Genomic DNA, 15971 nt, shown 5'->3' on the forward strand with positions numbered 1-15971 from the left:
GTGGGTCGCGAACGGGCCACCGTACGCCCTCGCGGTCGTCATGCCGGTCGGTTCCGGTGCGTAGCGCGTTCGATCCACGGCCGGACGGGCCAGGAAGCGGGGGCCGTTCCCGTCGCAGTGGACAGCCAACGGGGGCGAGCGGCGCGCCCGGGCCGAACCGGCGACCCCACCCCACCGTTCGCCGCCGGCCGTCGCTGGGTAGGAGCCGAGCCGGATCGGTACCCGATGGTGCTGGTCGACAGCCGCCAAGGGTGACACCCTTGACGTTCAGGGCCGGACCGTACGGGGAGGGCAGATGACCGTTGACCAGGAAGTTGTCCCCAAGCGCGAGCAGGCAGAGGCAACCGAACCCGTCTCCACCGCCACGGTGATCGCGTACGCGATCGTCGGTGTCGTCCTGTTCGGCTGGTTTCTCTTCGGCTGGCTCGTGCTCCAGCAGGGCTTCATCGACTCCGTCGGTGAAGCCGCCGGAACCGGGTTCGCCCTGCTCCTGATCGTGGCGATCATCGGGTCGGTGCGGCGCAGCCGCCGCTGACCCGCCGAGCCTCACTTCTCCAGCACCGCCGCGGTGATCCGGTGCAGCGCGAAAGTGTGCAGCATCTCGGTGCGCTCGTCCTCGGCGCGTAGGTAGCCCGCGCCGAGCGAGACGGGTCGCACCAGCCGGGAGGCGGTTGCCCCGTGCGCGTCGACGTAGCCGACCCAGACCAGCGCCTTGTCGCGTACCGCCTGCTGCAACACGGCCAGGGCGTCGTGGTGACCGTGCGCGGGAACCGGCCGGTCGGGCGTCGCGCCCCGCACCACCGCCGGGGCCCGTCGGGCCGCCCGCGCCGCCGCGTCGCCCCGGCGGATCTGCTCCACCACACCGAGCAGGCGTGGCAGTGGCAGGCGGGGGGTGGCGAGTGGATCCAGCGCCCGGGTCGCCACCGACACCCGGGCCGGCGCCCGTCGGGTCTTCGGCCGGGTGAGCACCGTCGACCCGCTGGCGTCCTCGGCGACCGGGGCGTAACCGGCCTCCCGCAGCACGCTCAGCAGTCGACCGCCCTGGTACGGGGTCATCAGCACGGTCGGCGCGAGCCGGCGCAGCGCCAGCGTCTCGACCCGCCGGTCGGCCAGCACCTCGGCCAGCAGCGCCTCGTCGTCGCTGCGCAGGTACGCCCCGGCGGAGCCGATACGCAGCCCGCCGTGCTTGCGGGCCACGTCGTCGACCAGGTACGTCAGTCCCTGCGGTACCGGCGTGCGGGACCGGCGACGGAACAGTTCGTGCAGGTCGTCCGCGGAGTAGCCGACGTCCAGGGCCCGCCGCACACTGCCCGTGGTGATCCGGTGCACGCTCGCCCCACCTGCGGACTCGGGCTCGGCGACCACTTCCAGTTCGGCGGCGAGCGCCGGCTCCGGAGGCCCGGGCACCACCACGGTCAGGTCGGCCTGGACGAGGAAGTGGTCCACCGGGGCGGGCAGCAGCGTGTCCAGCGCCCGGACCGCACCGCCGGCGCCGTCCTCGGTGTCGGCCCGAACTCCCAGCGGATCGTCCGGCACGCCGTCCTCGCTGGCCGTCGCCTCGGCGAGCAGCAGCCGCCCGTACGAGGTGAGCGCCCCCAACCCGGTCACACCCAGCGTGGCCGCCTCGGCCAGCACCTCCCGATGCGCGTTCTCCCGGCCCCGGCTGCGTCGGGGTGCCCGCCAGTCCAGCAACGCCAGCACCTCCTCGGCGCTGGGGGCGGTGGCCGCTTCCAGATCCGCGAGTACGCCGAGCACCGCCCGCCGGGCGGCCGGGGCACCGGCCCGTTCCGCCTCCGCCGACAGCACCGTGATCGGACGGTCCCGATCGTCGCGCTGGCCGACAAGTCCGACCTGTCGCGTCATCGTCAGCCAGGCCCGGGCCAACTGCTCCCAGCGTTGGGCCAGCGAACCGGCCCGCCACATCTCGTACCCGGCGGTGGGCAGCACCTGCTGGTCGGCGCCGTACCGGCCGGCGACGCCGGGCAGCTCCATCTCGCCGGTCAGCCCGGCCGCGTACGCCACCTCCAGCAGCAGCGCGGCCGTCGACTCGTCCAACCCGGTGGCCCGCGCCAACCGGCGGAGGTCACGCACGCCGATCCCGCCCGACCGCAGTACCGGCGCCGGCTCGGCGGCCAACTGCTCCAGCAGCGCCTCGGTGTGGCGTACCACCTCCATGGTCTGCCCGGCTCCGGCGGAGTCGGCCGCCTTCGGTTCGCGCGGCGTGGCGGCCACCTGGGGCGGGCTGCTGCTCAGCGGGCCCAGCGGGCCGGTGTCGCGGCGCAGCAGCAGCCCGATCTCCCGGGGCAGCTCGACCATGCCGGTGGTGCCGCCCTTGCCGCCGGAGACCCGCACCAGCAGCCGGTGGTCGACCAGCCAGCGCACCGGCGACCCGGTCGGCGCCCCACCGTTCGTGTCGTCCGGCGGCAGGTCGTCGTCCGCGCCGACCGCCGGTGCCTGCAACGCGCCGGGCGGCACGCTGCCGACCGGTGGACCGGCGGCCAACCGGTCCAGGATCGCCCGGGCCGACGGCGGCGCGGAGAGCAGCGTCCGCCGCAGCTTCGCCGGGTCCGCGCAGAGCGCGGCCGTGCGCGGGTCCAGCTCCGTCGCCGGCCGGCCGAGCCCCGCAGGGTACGGGGAGATCTCGTCGATGCCACCGACGAGGTGCAGGGCGCTGTCGGTGCCGTACAACAGGAAACGGGCACGTAGCCGGTCGACGGCGGCCCGCACGGCGGTGGGCGCGGGCGGGTTGGGGCCGGCGGTGGCCAGGGCGAGGACCCCGTCGACCGAGGTGGTGCCGTCGGCCGGGTCACGGGTCAACCGGGCGGCGTCCATGATCTGGAGCGTGAACTGGTCCAGCCCGTCGAGCGCACGCGACACCGAGACGCGGGACTGTGCCCGGATGGCGAGGGCGGCCACGTCGGCGGGGACCGGTACGACGAGGTCGGGCCGCAGCTGAAGGAGCGCGGCGAGGGACTCGTCGGGCAGCGACCGCAGGTGGTCGGCGAGTGAGGTGCTCATCGTCGTTCCACGCTAGCCCGGTGGGGGCCACTCTCGCCCATCGGACGTCCCGGCCGGTCCGGCTGGCCGGGTAGCTTTCCAGGATGCCTTCGTTGACCGTCGGATTCGATCTCGACATGACGCTTGTCGACTCGCGTCCCGGTATCGCCGCGACCTACCGCGCCTTGACCGAGCGGACGGGCGTACCCGTCGACGCCGACGCCGCCGTGTCCCGGCTCGGGCCGCCGCTGCGTACCGAGATCGCCCGCTGGTTCCCGCCGGACCAGGTCGAGGCGGCGGTGGCCGTCTACCGCGAGCTGTATCCGGCGTACGCGATCACGCCGACCGTGCCGCTGCCCGGTGCCGTGGCGGCGCTCGCCGCGGTCCGTGACCGGGGCGGTCGGGTGCTCGTGGTCACCTCCAAGATCGGTCGGCTGGCCCGGCTGCACCTGGACCACCTGGGGCTGGCCGTGGACGAGCTGGCCGGTGACCTGTTCGCCGAGGAGAAGGCGACCGCGTTGCGGGCGCACGGCGCGACCCACTACGTCGGCGACCACGTGGCGGACATGGTGGCCGCCGGTGCGGCCGGGGTGCCCGGTATCGCGGTGGCCACCGGCCCGTGTACGGCGGACGAACTACGCGCCGCCGGGGCGGCGGTGGTGCTGGCGGATCTCACCGGATTCCCGGCGGCGCTCGACGGGATGATCCGGCTAGCCTTGAGGCAGTAGACGGTTCAAGCGAAGCAGAGGTTCTCAGGTGCCTACGGGTCGAGTGAAGTGGTACGACGCGGCCAAGGGATACGGGTTCGTCACCAGTGACGAGGGTGGCGACGTGTTCCTGCCGAAGGGCGCGCTACCGGCGGGTGTCACCGAACTCAAGGGCGGCCAGCGCATTGATTTCAGCGTGGTGGACAGCCGGCGGGGCACCCAGGCGATGGGGGTGAAGCTCCTGGACGCTCCGCCGTCCGTGGCGGAGCTGCGCCGACGTCCCGCCGAGGAGCTGCACGGCCTGGTCGAGGACATGATCAAGGTGCTGGAGGCGAAGGTCCAGCCGGACCTGCGTCGGGGCCGCTTCCCGGACCGCAGGACCGCGCAGAAGATCGCTCAGCTGGTCCACGCGGTCGCCCGCGAGCTGGAGGTCTGAGGCACGAGCCCGGCGTCGGCGGCCCGGCCGAGCAGCGCCTCGACGGCAGCGAAACCCGCCTCACCCAGGTCTGCGGTGAACTCGTTGACGTAGAGGCCGATGTGCTGGTCCACCACGTCGGGCTCCATCTCCTGGGCGTGCGCCAACACGTACGCCCGGCTGGCCGCCGGATCGGCCCAGGCCCGCTGCACGGAATCCCGGATCCAGCCGGCGGCCTCCTGCGGGTCGACCACACCACGGCGGGCCAGGATGGCACCGAGCGGGATCGGCAGCCCGGTGTCGGACTCCCACCACTCGCCCAGGTCGACCAGGGCGGTGAGTCCGTGTCGTGGATAGGTGAACCGGGCCTCGTGGATCACCAGTCCGGCGTCGTACCGCCCAGCGGCCACCCCCGGCATGATCTCGTGAAACGGCACCACCTCGATCCGTTGCGGTGTCCGTCCGGCCGCCCAGAGTCGGAACAGCAGGTACGCCGTGGTCCGGTCACCAGGCACCGCCACGGTGGCACCGCTGAGGTCGTCGCGGTCGGGCCCGCCGTCGCGGTCGGCCCGGGTGAGCACCAACGGACCGCATCCCCGACCCAACGCACCCCCGCAGGGCAGCAGGTGGTAGTCCGCCAGGAGCCACGGCAGCGCCGCGTAACTCACCTTCACCAGGTCGAACGCGCCGCGCTCGGCGGCCGTGTTGGTGACGTCGACGTCGGCGTACGTCACCTCGACCGGCGGTGCGCCGGGCACCTGTCCGTGCACCAGGGCGTGGAAGACGAACGTGTCGTTGGGGCAGGGCGAGATCGCCAGCGAGAGCGCCACACCCCCACCGTAACCCCGCCTTCTCGACCTCCTCCCGCCCGACCCCGCCCCCGCCCGACCCTGCGCCCGGGCGTCAGCGTAGGGCGGTGGCGGCGGCGGTGAGCGCGGTGAGGGCGTCGCGCATGCGCCAGGCGTCGCGGTCGCGGGGGCCGATCGGGTTCGAGACGGTACGCAGCTCGACGAAGGGCACGCCGGCCTGGCTGGCAGCGACCGCCACGCCGTACCCCTCCATGGCCTCGGCCACCGCGTCCGGGTGGCGCCGGATCAGTTCGTCGGTGCTGGCGGTGGTGCCGGTCACGGTGCTGACGGTCAGCACCGGTCCCACGGTCGCGGCCGGCAGCGCCGTGCGCAGGGCGGCCAGCAGCGCCGGGTCGGCGTCGATGGCCGTGCCACCGCCGAGCAGTTCGGCAGGCATGCCGAGTTCGTCGATCGGAATGAAGCCGTCGGGTGACTCTGCACCCAGGTCGGCGGCGACGGCCCGGGTACCGAGCACGGTGGCACCGACGGCGACCCGGGCGGCGAAGCCGCCGGCCACCCCCGCACTGACCACTGCCCGGTACGGGCGACCAGCCATCTCGGCGAGCGCGAGCAGCCGGGCGGTCGCCGCACCAGCGACCGCCGGGCCCACCCCCACCGGCAGCACCGCCACTGTCGGGTCGGCGAGGCCGGCCTGGATCGCCTCTGCCTCAGCCGGCACCGCGGTCACCACGAGCAGACCGCTCACGTGACCGAACCCGGTGAGCTGCGCCGTGTCTCATCGTCGCCACCAGCGGAACCGGTGACCGTGGAGGACGGCCGGTAGATGTGGAAGCCCGGCGGGGCCAGGTCCGGTTCCTCAGGGTCACGCCCGCCCTGGAAGGGTGCCGGGGACGTGGGCGTGGTCTCGGTGACGCGTTCCTCCTCGGCGCGTTCCTTCTCAGCCTGCTTCTCGGCGGTCAGCTCGTCGTCGGTGAGCGGCCGTCCACGCAGCTTCTCGGCCCGGAGCCGCCGGGCCATCACCAGAGCGCGGGCGGCGGCGAGGGCACCGACACCGGCGGCGACGGCGATGCCGATCCGGCCGTCGAAGGGTACGAGCCCCAACCCGCCACCGGCGACGAAGGCGAGCATCAGCACGGTCTCGGAGTGGGCGAAGGAACTGGCTCGCAACCGTTCCGGGATGCGTTCCTGGATCGAGGCGTCCACGGCCAGCTTGGCGATGCCGCTCATCATGGCCGTGACCACGCAGAGCAGGGCGACCATCGGCAGCGAGAAGCTCAGCACGGTGAGTACGGCCACTCCGGCGACGATCACCATGCCGCTGGACTGGAGGGCTGCCGGGCGGTGGATGCGCAGCCGGGTACCGATCGCGGTGGCGAGGAAGGTGCCGACGGCCAGCGCGCCACCGACCAGGCCGAGTGCGCCCTCGTCCCCGAGGTCACGTCCGAACACCACGGTGGTCAGGTCGCCGGCCTTGATGGTGAAGGCCAGGAAGAGCAGCAGGAAGCCATAGACCGCGCGCAGCGTGGCCGCGCCGATCAGGGTCGAGATCACCAGCCGCCCGGCGGGTCTGCCCCGGCCCAGTGGTCGTTCGTCGGTGCCCCGACGCAGCGCCCGCAGTGGTCGCGGTACCCGCTCCGGCGGCTCGGAGTCGGCCTTCGGCGGCAGCCGGAGGGAGATCACCATGCCGACCAGGAAGATCACTGAAGCGACCCGCAACGGCCACTGCGGTCCGAACCAGAACGCGGCCAGGCCGATCGGGGCGACAAGCGCTCCCGCGACCGTGCCGTAGACGCTGGCCCGCGCGCCGACCTGGGACAGGCCGAGCCCTTCCGGCAGCAACCGGGGTACGGCCGCGGAACGGGCCACCCCGTACGCCCGGGAGAGCGCCAGCACGCCGAAGGCCGCCGGATAGAGCCCGAAGCCGTGGATGTAGTCGGAGATCAGCCAGGCCAGGAACGCCCGGCCCAGCATGGTCGTGGCCAGGGCGTACCGACGGCCGTGCCGGAAGTGGTCGAGCAGTGGCCCGACCACGGGAGCGAGCATGGCGAAGGGCACCATGGTCACCAGCAGGTAGAGCGCGACCTTGCTCCGTGCCTCGCCGAGCGGCACGTTGAAGAAGATCGTCCCGGCCAGCCCGATCGCGATGAGCGTGTCACCGGCGCAGGAGATCGCGTGCAGGTCGAACAGGCGGACCATGCCGGTCTCCCCACCGGCACCCCGGGCGCGGGCCCGGGCGGCACTGCGGGTCACCCAGCGACCGCTGGTCAGGGAACCGCGCAGCATCAGCCGGGTGGCGCGGATGCCGGTGCCGACGGTCCGCCCGAGGAGGGACCGCTCAGAGCGGGAGAACAGCGGCATGGCAACCATCCTGACCCATCGGCCCGGACGATGCTGCGCCACCGGCGGAGAACACCTCTGGGGAGTGCCTCACAGTCGACCCACCCGATGGGGAACAATGGTCGGGTGACCAGGCCCGCCTCCGCCCGTGCCGCTCGTCTTGACCAGGTCTGCGCCGCCGCCGTCGAGGTGGCGCGCGCCGGCATCACCGAGGTCGGCCCCGACGACGTCGGCGACCACCTCCAGGCCGTCGCCGAGGGTGATCGGCTCGTCACCCACTATTTCGAGTGCCGGCTGGCCGGCTACCGCGGTTGGCGGTGGGCGGTCACGGTGACCCGGGTGCCGCGCAGCCGTACGGTGACGATCTGTGAGACCGTCCTGCTGCCCGGGCCGGACGCGTTGCTGGCACCCGGCTGGCTGCCCTGGCAGGAGCGACTGAAGCCCGGCGACCTGGGCCCCGGTGACCTGCTGCCGACCCCGTCGGACGACGAGCGGCTCCAGCCGGGTTACCTCCTCTCCGACGACCCGGCGGTCGAGGAGATCGCCTGGGAGTTGGGGCTCGGTCGGTCGCGGGTGATGTCGCGGGAGGGACGCATCGAGACGGCCCAGCGCTGGTACGACGGCGATCACGGCCCTTCGGCACCGATCTCCGCCTCCGCGCCCGCCTCCGCCCGCTGCGGCACCTGCGGTTTCTATCTGCCACTCGCGGGCAAGCTGCGGCAGTGCTTCGGTGTCTGCGGCAACTTCTACGCGCCGGACGACGGCCGGGTGGTCAGCGCCGACCACGGCTGCGGTGCCCACTCGGAGACGTTGGTCGAGGCGGACACGGCTGTCGACGAGATGCCCACCGTCTACGACGACAGTGCGGTGGAGCCGATGGCGGTCAGCCGTGCGTCCGGGTCCGTCGAGAGCGGCGAGCCGGCGGAGCCGTACGGGCACTCCTGACCGTGGCCGACCGTCGCCGGCTCAACCGGCGGCGCGACGGCGGCGGCGATTGGCGTCGTGCCGCATCATCACCGCCAGACCGGGGAAACCCCACAGGAATCCGGCCAGGCAGATCCAGAGCCAGTTCTCGTGGCCATTGGCGGCCAGCCGGTCGCGGAAGAGCAGCAGCACCAACCCGGCGACGGCCCAGGCTGCCATCCCGGCGAGTGCGAACGGCACCATCGGCGGGTCGAGCGGCTCGGGGCGGGGCGGCGGGGCGGGCACCCGGCCAGCGTACGTGACCCCGCTTTCCGGCGGGCCGGCCATCTGCGACGATGCGCGCGACAACCCGATGATCCGCTGTGAGGTTCCTGATGGCAGTAGCGCCGCCCGACAACGGCACCCCACCCGGTTCCGGCCAGCCGCGCAACGGCTTCGACCGGTACTTCGAGATTTCCGCCCGCGGCTCGACGCTCACCCGCGAGGTACGCGGCGGCCTGGCCACCTTCTTCACGATGGCGTACATCGTGGTGCTCAACCCGCTCATCCTCGGCAGCGCCGTCGACGGTGACGGCAAGACCCTGCCGATTCCCGCGATCGCGGCGGCCACCGCCCTGGTCGCGGGCCTGATGACCATCCTGATGGGCGTGGTCGGCCGCTTCCCGCTGGCGGTCGCTGCCGGCCTCGGGGTCAACGCCCTGGTGGCGTACGAGATCGCGCCCGAGATGACCTGGGCCGACGCGATGGGCCTGGTGGTGATCGAAGGTCTGATCATCGCGGTGCTGGTGCTGACCGGGCTGCGTACCGCCGTGTTCCGCTCGGTGCCGACCCAGATGAAGACGGCGATCGGCGTCGGCATCGGCCTCTTCCTCACCATCATCGGTCTGGTGGACGCCGGTTTCGTCAGGCGGATCCCGGACGATGCGAACACCACGGTCCCGGTCGGCCTGGGCATCGGTGGGAAACTCGTCAGCTGGCCGATGCTGGTCTTCGTGGTGGGTCTGCTGGTGACCCTGGTGCTTGTGGTACGCCGGGTGAAGGGCGCCATCCTGATCGGCATCCTCGCCTCCACGGCGTTGGCCATGGTGGTGGAGGCGGTGGGCAACATCGGTCCGTCCTTCGTCAACGGCGAGCCGAACCCGAAGGGCTGGTCGCTGAACGTCCCGACGCTGCCCAGCAACCCGTTCGACGTTCCGGACCTGTCCCTGCTCGGGCAGTTCAACGTGCTGGGCTCGTGGGAGCGGGCCAGTTGGCTGGTCGTGCTGATGTTCATCTTCACCCTGCTCATCACCGACTTCTTGAAGACTAACCACCGTGCGCCTACTATGCAAGCGTGGAAACGGCAGATTTTTACGGGCGCAAGAGCAACAACGACGCAGGTCAGTCGGTAGCCGGCCAGGAAACCGAGTTCCGAGACGACTGCGAAGACCAGGGGTACAGAGTCGGCCGCATCTTCGCCGACCCCGACCGGTCCGCGAGCCGCTACGCCCGCCGCCCACGCCCGGACTACACCCAGCTAGTCGAGCACATCCGCTCCGGCAACTGCCAGATCCTCAGCCTCTGGGAATCCTCCCGAGGCAGCCGCAAACTCGGCGAATGGGTCGACTTCCTTGACCTCTGCCGACAGCACGGCACCCTCATTCGCATCATCAGCCACCAACGCACCTACGACATGAAGATCCGCCGCGACTGGCGCACCCTCGCCGATGACGGCGTGGACTCCGCCGACGAATCCGAGAAGATCAGCGAACGTACCCGGCGCGGCAAACGGAAAGCAGCCCGCGAAGGCCGCCCCACCGGTCGCCTGCCCTTCGGATGGACGCGGGTGTACGACGAACGCGGCAAGCTCGCCGACCAGGTTCCCCACCCCGAGCAGGCGCCCATCGTCCGCGAGATCATCACCGACATCGCCAACGGCAAGCCGGCCGGGCAGATCGCGGCTTCCCTCAACGAACGCGGTATCCCCACCCCGCAGAAGCCGTGCAAGCCGGACTGCGACCGCGACCACCGGCACTTCCCGCCCGACATGAAGTGGACCGACCGGCAGGTGCGGCAGCTCGCCATCCGACCCCACTACGCCGGTCGGCGTGTCCACCAGGGCCAAGATGTGGGTGCCGGAAAGTGGAAGCCGCTAGTTGACCCGAAGGTGTGGCAGACCGCCTACAACCGGCTGACCGCCAACAGCGGCATGCGCAACGATCCCCGGGTGGCGCACTGGCTGACCGGGGCGGTGAAGTGTTCCGAGTGCATGCACGGCCTGCGGTCGGGTTCCCGCAAGCCCGGCCACAACGCCTACCAGTGCCGGAACTGCTTCGCCGTGTCGGCGTCGGCGCGTGGTCTGGAAGGTGTCATCGAACCGTTGATCCGGGCGCGGCTGCGCCAGCCGGACGCGGCGGCGGTGTTCGAGCCGGATGACGACAGCACCGAGTTGGAGCAGGCGAAGATGGAGGAAAAGGCACTCCGCGCCCACCTGGACGGCTTCTACAAGCTGGCCAGCAAGCCTGGCGCCGGCATCACACCCGAGGGGCTGGCGGCAATCGAGCAGGAGACGCTGCCGCAGATCAAGGCTGCCGCCGCGAAGGTACGCCGACTGTCCACACCGCCGGCCCTGTCCCGGTTCGCTGGCGTGGATGTCGACGCCGAATGGGATGACCTTGACGCGCGGGCACGTCGGGAGGTGGTGTGCGCCCTGGCGGACATCGTGTTGACGCCGGGCAGTAAGGGCAGCGGACCGAAGTTCGACCCGTCGAGGCTCGGCCGGTCGCGGTGGGTTGGCGACAACCTCACCTGGGCGGAGCGGTGGGGCGGGCTGACGTCACCCGCGCCGTGATCGCAGCATCGCAATGATGAACGCCAACTCCTCAGACAGTTGGCGTTCAAACTGCTCCCGTCGCTGCATCACATGCGCGATCAGGCGGTCGGCATCCGCCTGCGGCAACCCGGCATCGGCGATCAGGTCCGCATCCGCGTAGTTGAGTCCACGCGGACGCAAGCCGTGCCGTGTCCGCGTCTCTTCCTCGGCCTCTCGTTGCTGAAGCTGCGCAAGCCGCTCGACGGCAGGCTCCGTCGCCGGTAGAGGCGGCGGCGGCACGGCCAGCATCTTGAGAATGCTTCCCCGCTCCCACCCCAGCTCGTCTTCGACCACGTTTCGCGTCTCAGCAGCGGACCTCGGCTCAGCCGACAGCAGCCGATGAATGGCTTTCGCGGGCGCACCGGGGTTCTTTTGTTCAGCGTCGCCGATCCGCCAGAGAAGCGGCTCGGGGTTGCCGCCGCCGGCCCGCAGAATCATCGCCAGATCCCACACCGCCTGCTCTGCGGTTATCGGTGCGGGCGAACCACCGTCAAGGATTCGTAGGACGCTTCCGGGTTTCCACGCCAGTCCGCGTTCCAAGCCGGCCGCAGTCTTCGCCCGCAGGGTTGCCCCGCCGCGAGCGTTTTCGATGCCTTGGACCGTTGCGAGGGATATTCCGCCTGATGAGGCTAATTCCGCCTGGGTGTAGCCGAGTTCGTTGCGGCGGGCGATCACGGCGTCGGCGAGCGCCCGCAGCTTGCTTTGGTCGTCCACGGCATGAGGCTAGCGGACGAGAGTAGAAGCGATCAACGCTCATGTTGATCGATACAGGCTTGTTTTGGCGGCACCTGGGCCTGAAACGGGTGTTCGGATCAGAGTGATGTAACCGCAGGTCAGGACATCTAGACTCAACTAAGGCTTTCTGAGCTTGACATGAGTCCTGTTGCGTCCGATCATGGGTGCATGCCACGCCGATCAGTGCCCGTCAACGGGGCGGCCCTCCGGGCGATTCGCGAGCGGTCCGGCCTGAGCGTTCAGGCCCTCGTCCGGCTCACCGCAGAACACGAAGACGTCTCCGTTCATCCGCAGCACGTCCGCAACCTCGAACTCCAGCGCAAGAACGCGTCCCCCGCGCTCATCGCCGCCCTGGCGAACGCGCTCCGCGTGCCGGTCGTGGCGCTGATGCGGGACCACTCCGACTTGGTGGGAAGCAAATGATCCCCGGCGACACCGCCGACTTGGTGGCCGTGCTCGTTGCCGGGGCTCCGCCGCTCACCGGCGAGCAGATCGACCGCATCCGAGGCGCATTCACCCGGACTGAGGTTCAGCGCCCGCGAACCCGTCCTGGACCTCCGGAACCGAAGCGCGCCGCCGCCGCATAAGAAAGCCGGGCTCGGTCTAGCCACCGGCCCGGCTTCACACACCCCGAAGGGACGAACACCTATGTCTTCCAGGATAGGGCACAGCGCCGACATTTTCAGTGACGCGCAGGTCACACCCCACGCCGTTGCAGGCCGGAAGCCGGTTGGTGGTCGCCGTTGACCGCCAACATTCGCGCTGGCCTGACCGGTACCCACGCCGGCACCGGGGCTGCAACGGCCCGGCAGGCACCGCTGGGGAGCGACACCTACGCACAGGAATCCGGTGCCACCATGAACGACCGCAACATCCCGACCAGCCCCAACGTCGACCCCCTGAACATGCGGCCGACCGAGGAACCGCCGAACCTGTTCGACCTGTTCCAGCAGCAGCCCGCCGCCGAGCAGCCGGCAACCGTGGCCGAGAGGTTCGAGGCTTTCGTTGCCGACAACCCTCGGGTACCCGAAGAGATGATCCGGCTCGCCGATGAGTGGATCGCCCGCACGGGCAGCCGAAAGCTTGGCATCAACGCGCTTGTCGAGCAGGTCCGCTGGCACGTCGCGATGTCAACCAGCGACCCCGACTTCAAGATCAATAACGTGTTCGCCCCGTTTCTGGCGAGACTGATCGCGGCCACCCGACCCGACTTGGCCGACTGCTTCGAATACCGGCGGTCGGTTGCTGACGAGTGGATCGCGCGACGAATCGACCAGGATCGGCGGGCCGCGTGACCGCCACCCTCACCCGCTCGGCGCTGCTCGACGAGGCGTACCGGCTAGCCGACGAAGGCCGCCACGTCTTCTGGCTCGGCCGATCCAAGCGGCCCGTCGCCAACTGCCCCGACTGCAAGAACAGCAGCCACGACCCCGCCGCGTGCGCGTGCCTCACCTGCCACGGCTTCTACCGGGCCAACCGCGACCACGACCGCATCCGAGACATGTTCCGGACCGTACCCAACGGCACCCTCGCCATCCGAACCGGCGCACCCTCCGGCATCGTCGTCCTCGACGTCGACCTCGGCAACGGCGGAGACGTCGCCGACCTGATCCGACGCTGGAACATCCCACCCACCGCGTGGGTGCGGACCGGCAGCGGCGGCTACCACGTGCACGTCGCCCACCCTGGCGGGTACCTGCCGTGCAGCCAGTCCCGCATCGGGCAGGGTGTCGACGTTCGCGGTGACGGCGGCTACGCGGTCGCCCCGCCGTCGGTTCACCCGCGCACCGGCCGCCCGTACGTCTGGGTGGAGCGTGGCCCACTCGCCGAGATGCCCCCCGCGTTGGTGGAGGCATGCCAGCCGCCGCCGGCTGTTGTGCTGCCTGCCGGTGGGGCCACCCCGTCGACCACCAGCAGCGGCGACATCAAACGCCCGGATCGGCTGCTGGCCGCGCACCTGGCCGCCGTCGACCGGGCGCCGTCCGGCCGCAGGCGGGTGGTGCTGTACGGCTCCGCCCGGGGTGTGGCCCGGATGGTGGCGGCGGGTGCGATCAGCGCCGCCGACGCGGTGGCCGCGCTCACCGACGCCGGACGCCGCGCCGAGCAGACCGAACGGGACATCCGCCGCGCCATCGAAGGTGGCTTCCACGCCGAGGGGGTGCCGCTGTGAGTGAGCAGGAACAGCAGCTCGACCTGTACACCGAGATGTCGGCCATCGCCGACGCCCCCGAAGACGAGAAGATGAACCGCGCCCGGGACGTCATCCGGCGCGTGTCGGCGCTTCCCGCCGCCGCCCGGTTGGAGTGGCGCGACGCCATCCGCAAGGTGCTGCCGAAGCTGACGAAGCTCGACTTCGACACGATCGTGCGGGAGGAACGGAAGGCGCAGAAGGAGAAGGCGAAGGCTGCCGCCGCCGAGCGGCACCGGCAGGAAGCCGCCGAGCGGGTCGACGCCGCGATGGCGTCCGGCCGCCTGCTGCCGTCCCCTGCCGACCCGATGGCGGTGGCCCGCGCACTCACCGAACACCTGCCGCACACCGACGACACACCCCACCTCGCCTGGTGGCGCGGCGACTTCTACCGCTGGTGCGACAGCCGCTGGGACATTCAGCGTGACGCCACCATCGACCAGTGGCTGTACCTACAGACGGAGAACGCCGTCTACGACAACGGCGACGACGTGAAGCGGTGGGCACCCACCACCGGGAAGATCGCCAACCTGCGTGACGCCATCGGTTCGGCGGTGCTCGCCCGCCCGTGGGAGGAAGACGACGAACGGTGCGTGGCGGTCACCAACGGTGTCGTCGCCCCCAGCACCCGACGGCTGGAACCGCACAGCCCGCGCCGGTTCAACCTGACGTCCCTGCCGTTCGCCTATGATCCGCGCGCCACCTGCCCGCGATGGCTCGCGTTTCTCGCCCAGGTGCTCCCCGACGACGGAGAGGCCCGGCAGTTCCTTCAGGAGTGGACCGGGTACCTGATTTCCGGCCGTACCGACTTGCAGAAGATGGCCCACCTGTACGGGGCGAGACGGTCCGGCAAGGGCACCATCGCCCGGATCACCGAGGCGCTGCTTGGTCCCGACGCGGTGGCCGCACCCAGCCTGTCCAGCCTCGCCGGCACGTTCGGTGAGCAGCCGCTGATCGGCAAGTCGCTGGCGGTGCTGTCCGACGTCAACTGGAACTTTCGGGAGGTTGGCGAAGCCGTCGAGGTGTTGAAGAAGATCAGCGGCGAAGACTCCCGGGACGTCAACCGGAAGAACCGGGAGACGTGGCACGGCAAGCTGGGCGTCCGGTTCATGATCATCGGCAATGATGAGCCGAAGTTCAACGACGCCTCCGGGGCGCTCGCCGGACGGATGATCCACATCCGGTTCCGCACATCCTTCTACGGCAAGGAAGACCCGAACCTCACCCGCAACCTGATGGAGGAACTGCCCGGCATCCTCAACTGGGCGCTCGACGGACTCGACCGGCTCACCCGGCGCGGCCGGCTACTCCAACCCGCCAGCAGCATCGCCGCTGACCGGGAGATCCGCCGCAACACCTCCCCGGTCGACGGCTTCATCGACGACCGGGCGGTGCTCGACCCGCAGGCCAAGCCGATCCTGCTCGACGACCTGTACGCCGCCTTTCGGGAGTGGTGCGCCGAAGAGGAAGGCCGTGACCGGGTGGGACACAAGTCGGTGTTCGCCCGCGATCTCCGCTCGTCTGGCAACGGCACCATCGACGTCCGCCGGGAGAAGGTCAACGGCGAGCGGAAGCAGTGGGTCTACGGGCTCGCACCGCAGGAATCCGACTCGTTCGCCGCGAAGAACAAGTGGCTTGGCGGTGGGGCGTGAGCCTCCACCACACCCGAATCCTGTCCGTTATGCCCGGGTGCCAGGGTCCGTGCCAGGGTCGTGCCAGGGTCGTGCCAGGGTCCAAAACGGCCTCTGACCTGCACGTACCAGGGTGTGCCAGGGTCTTTGACTACATCTTGGCCATACAAAATCAGAAAAAAACATCTTCGTTAGGTAACCCTAAGGAAGAAAAACAGTGCGGTGAAGTGGTGGCCAAGATAGGGAAAGACCCTGGCACCCTGGCACACCCCACGCCCGCACAGCCTCTGACCTGCGAAAACAGCCGTGCCAGGGTCAATCCGCGACCCTGGCACGGACACGCGGACCCTGGCACGGCGGCCGGGCATCTCTCGGTG

General features: G+C 70.7%; 15 protein-coding genes and 1 pseudogene. 10 read left to right on the top strand and 6 right to left on the bottom strand.

The window, feature by feature from the left end; all coding sequences use genetic code 11:
• Window positions 1–295: 295 nt before the first annotated feature.
• Window positions 296–535, top strand: a complete 240-nt coding sequence (locus AB0I71_RS00945; protein WP_357581176.1) for a hypothetical protein — start codon at window positions 296–298, stop codon at window positions 533–535.
• An 11-nt stretch (window positions 536–546) separates the two neighbouring features.
• Here AB0I71_RS00945 and AB0I71_RS00950 read toward each other — a convergent pair whose 3' ends face one another.
• Window positions 547–3018 carry a helicase-associated domain-containing protein gene (locus AB0I71_RS00950; RefSeq protein WP_357581177.1) on the bottom strand — a complete coding sequence of 824 codons (2472 nt, stop codon included), beginning with the start codon at window positions 3016–3018 and terminating at the stop codon, window positions 547–549.
• A gap of 83 nt (window positions 3019–3101) precedes the next feature.
• Here AB0I71_RS00950 and AB0I71_RS00955 point away from each other — a divergent pair, with 83 nt between their 5' ends.
• A complete protein-coding gene (locus AB0I71_RS00955) occupies window positions 3102–3725 on the top strand; it encodes an HAD family hydrolase (protein WP_357581178.1) in 624 nt (207 codons plus the stop codon).
• Window positions 3726–3753: 28 nt separating this feature from the next.
• Window positions 3754–4140 carry a cold shock domain-containing protein gene (locus tag AB0I71_RS00960; RefSeq protein WP_099847833.1) on the top strand — a complete coding sequence of 129 codons (387 nt, stop codon included), beginning with the start codon at window positions 3754–3756 and terminating at the stop codon, window positions 4138–4140.
• Here the strand turns inward: AB0I71_RS00960 and AB0I71_RS00965 are convergent.
• The 3 genes from AB0I71_RS00965 to AB0I71_RS00975 all read right to left on the bottom strand — a co-directional run bounded on the left by AB0I71_RS00965 (window position 4101) and on the right by AB0I71_RS00975 (window position 7286).
• On the bottom strand, window positions 4101–4949 hold the full coding sequence (locus tag AB0I71_RS00965) for a 1,4-dihydroxy-6-naphthoate synthase (protein ID WP_357581179.1): 849 nt from the start codon (window positions 4947–4949) through the stop codon (window positions 4101–4103). The genes AB0I71_RS00960 and AB0I71_RS00965 overlap by 40 nt on opposite strands.
• 73 nt (window positions 4950–5022) lie before the next feature.
• On the bottom strand, window positions 5023–5673 hold the full coding sequence (locus AB0I71_RS00970) for a futalosine hydrolase (protein WP_357581180.1): 651 nt from the start codon (window positions 5671–5673) through the stop codon (window positions 5023–5025).
• On the bottom strand, window positions 5670–7286 hold the full coding sequence (locus AB0I71_RS00975; protein ID WP_357581181.1) for an MFS transporter: 1617 nt from the start codon (window positions 7284–7286) through the stop codon (window positions 5670–5672). The genes AB0I71_RS00970 and AB0I71_RS00975 overlap by 4 nt, the downstream gene beginning before the upstream one ends.
• An 87-nt stretch (window positions 7287–7373) precedes the next feature.
• Between AB0I71_RS00975 and AB0I71_RS00980 the strand changes: the two genes are divergently transcribed.
• Window positions 7374–8210, top strand: coding sequence for a DUF3027 domain-containing protein (locus AB0I71_RS00980; protein ID WP_357581182.1), 837 nt, complete (start codon window positions 7374–7376; stop codon window positions 8208–8210).
• Window positions 8211–8231: 21 nt separating this feature from the next.
• On the opposite strand, the gene AB0I71_RS00985 is transcribed toward AB0I71_RS00980, so the two are convergent.
• Window positions 8232–8474 carry a DUF2530 domain-containing protein gene (locus AB0I71_RS00985; protein WP_357581183.1) on the bottom strand — a complete coding sequence of 81 codons (243 nt, stop codon included), beginning with the start codon at window positions 8472–8474 and terminating at the stop codon, window positions 8232–8234.
• 89 nt (window positions 8475–8563) lie between these two features.
• Here AB0I71_RS00985 and AB0I71_RS00990 point away from each other — a divergent pair.
• Window positions 8564–9487: pseudogene (locus tag AB0I71_RS00990) on the top strand (solute carrier family 23 protein); the annotation flags it as partial.
• Window positions 9488–9522: 35 nt separating this feature from the next.
• Window positions 9523–11019 (top strand): recombinase family protein, encoded by a 1497-nt coding sequence (locus tag AB0I71_RS00995; protein ID WP_357581184.1) that lies wholly within the window; start codon window positions 9523–9525, stop codon window positions 11017–11019.
• Here AB0I71_RS00995 and AB0I71_RS01000 read toward each other — a convergent pair.
• Window positions 11005–11754 carry a helix-turn-helix domain-containing protein gene (locus tag AB0I71_RS01000; RefSeq protein WP_357581185.1) on the bottom strand — a complete coding sequence of 250 codons (750 nt, stop codon included), beginning with the start codon at window positions 11752–11754 and terminating at the stop codon, window positions 11005–11007. The two genes, AB0I71_RS00995 and AB0I71_RS01000, sit on opposite strands and share 15 nt — an antisense overlap.
• Window positions 11755–11943: 189 nt before the next feature.
• On the opposite strand from AB0I71_RS01000, the gene AB0I71_RS01005 reads away from it, so the two are divergent.
• The 4 genes from AB0I71_RS01005 to AB0I71_RS01020 all read left to right on the top strand — a co-directional run bounded on the left by AB0I71_RS01005 (window position 11944) and on the right by AB0I71_RS01020 (window position 15615).
• Entirely contained in the window at window positions 11944–12198 is a 255-nt protein-coding gene (locus tag AB0I71_RS01005; protein WP_357581186.1) for a helix-turn-helix domain-containing protein, read from the top strand.
• Between the two features lie 320 nt (window positions 12199–12518).
• Complete coding sequence (locus tag AB0I71_RS01010; protein ID WP_357581187.1) at window positions 12519–13070, top strand: hypothetical protein; 552 nt, start codon at window positions 12519–12521, stop codon at window positions 13068–13070.
• On the top strand, window positions 13067–13945 hold the full coding sequence (locus AB0I71_RS01015; protein ID WP_357581188.1) for a bifunctional DNA primase/polymerase: 879 nt from the start codon (window positions 13067–13069) through the stop codon (window positions 13943–13945). The genes AB0I71_RS01010 and AB0I71_RS01015 overlap by 4 nt, the downstream gene beginning before the upstream one ends.
• Window positions 13942–15615 carry a phage/plasmid primase, P4 family gene (locus AB0I71_RS01020; protein WP_357581189.1) on the top strand — a complete coding sequence of 558 codons (1674 nt, stop codon included), beginning with the start codon at window positions 13942–13944 and terminating at the stop codon, window positions 15613–15615. The genes AB0I71_RS01015 and AB0I71_RS01020 overlap by 4 nt, the downstream gene beginning before the upstream one ends.
• The last annotated feature ends 356 nt before the right edge of the window (window positions 15616–15971 follow it).

This window comes from Micromonospora sp. NPDC049891 (genome assembly GCF_040660295.1).
Classification (GTDB): Bacteria; Actinomycetota; Actinomycetes; order Mycobacteriales; family Micromonosporaceae; genus Micromonospora.

What these genes read in the sequence shown, in the direction of transcription:
- AB0I71_RS00955 (WP_357581178.1), top strand. Translation starts at nt 3,102, where the DNA reads ATGCCTTCGTTGACCGTCGGATTCGATCTCGACATGACGCTTGTCGAC.
- AB0I71_RS00950 (WP_357581177.1), bottom strand. Translation starts at nt 3,018, where the DNA reads ATGAGCACCTCACTCGCCGACCACCTGCGGTCGCTGCCCGACGAGTCC.
- AB0I71_RS00945 (WP_357581176.1), top strand. Translation starts at nt 296, where the DNA reads ATGACCGTTGACCAGGAAGTTGTCCCCAAGCGCGAGCAGGCAGAGGCA.
- AB0I71_RS00980 (WP_357581182.1), top strand. Translation starts at nt 7,374, where the DNA reads ATGGGGAACAATGGTCGGGTGACCAGGCCCGCCTCCGCCCGTGCCGCT.
- AB0I71_RS01005 (WP_357581186.1), top strand. Translation starts at nt 11,944, where the DNA reads ATGCCACGCCGATCAGTGCCCGTCAACGGGGCGGCCCTCCGGGCGATT.
- AB0I71_RS00975 (WP_357581181.1), bottom strand. Translation starts at nt 7,286, where the DNA reads ATGCCGCTGTTCTCCCGCTCTGAGCGGTCCCTCCTCGGGCGGACCGTC.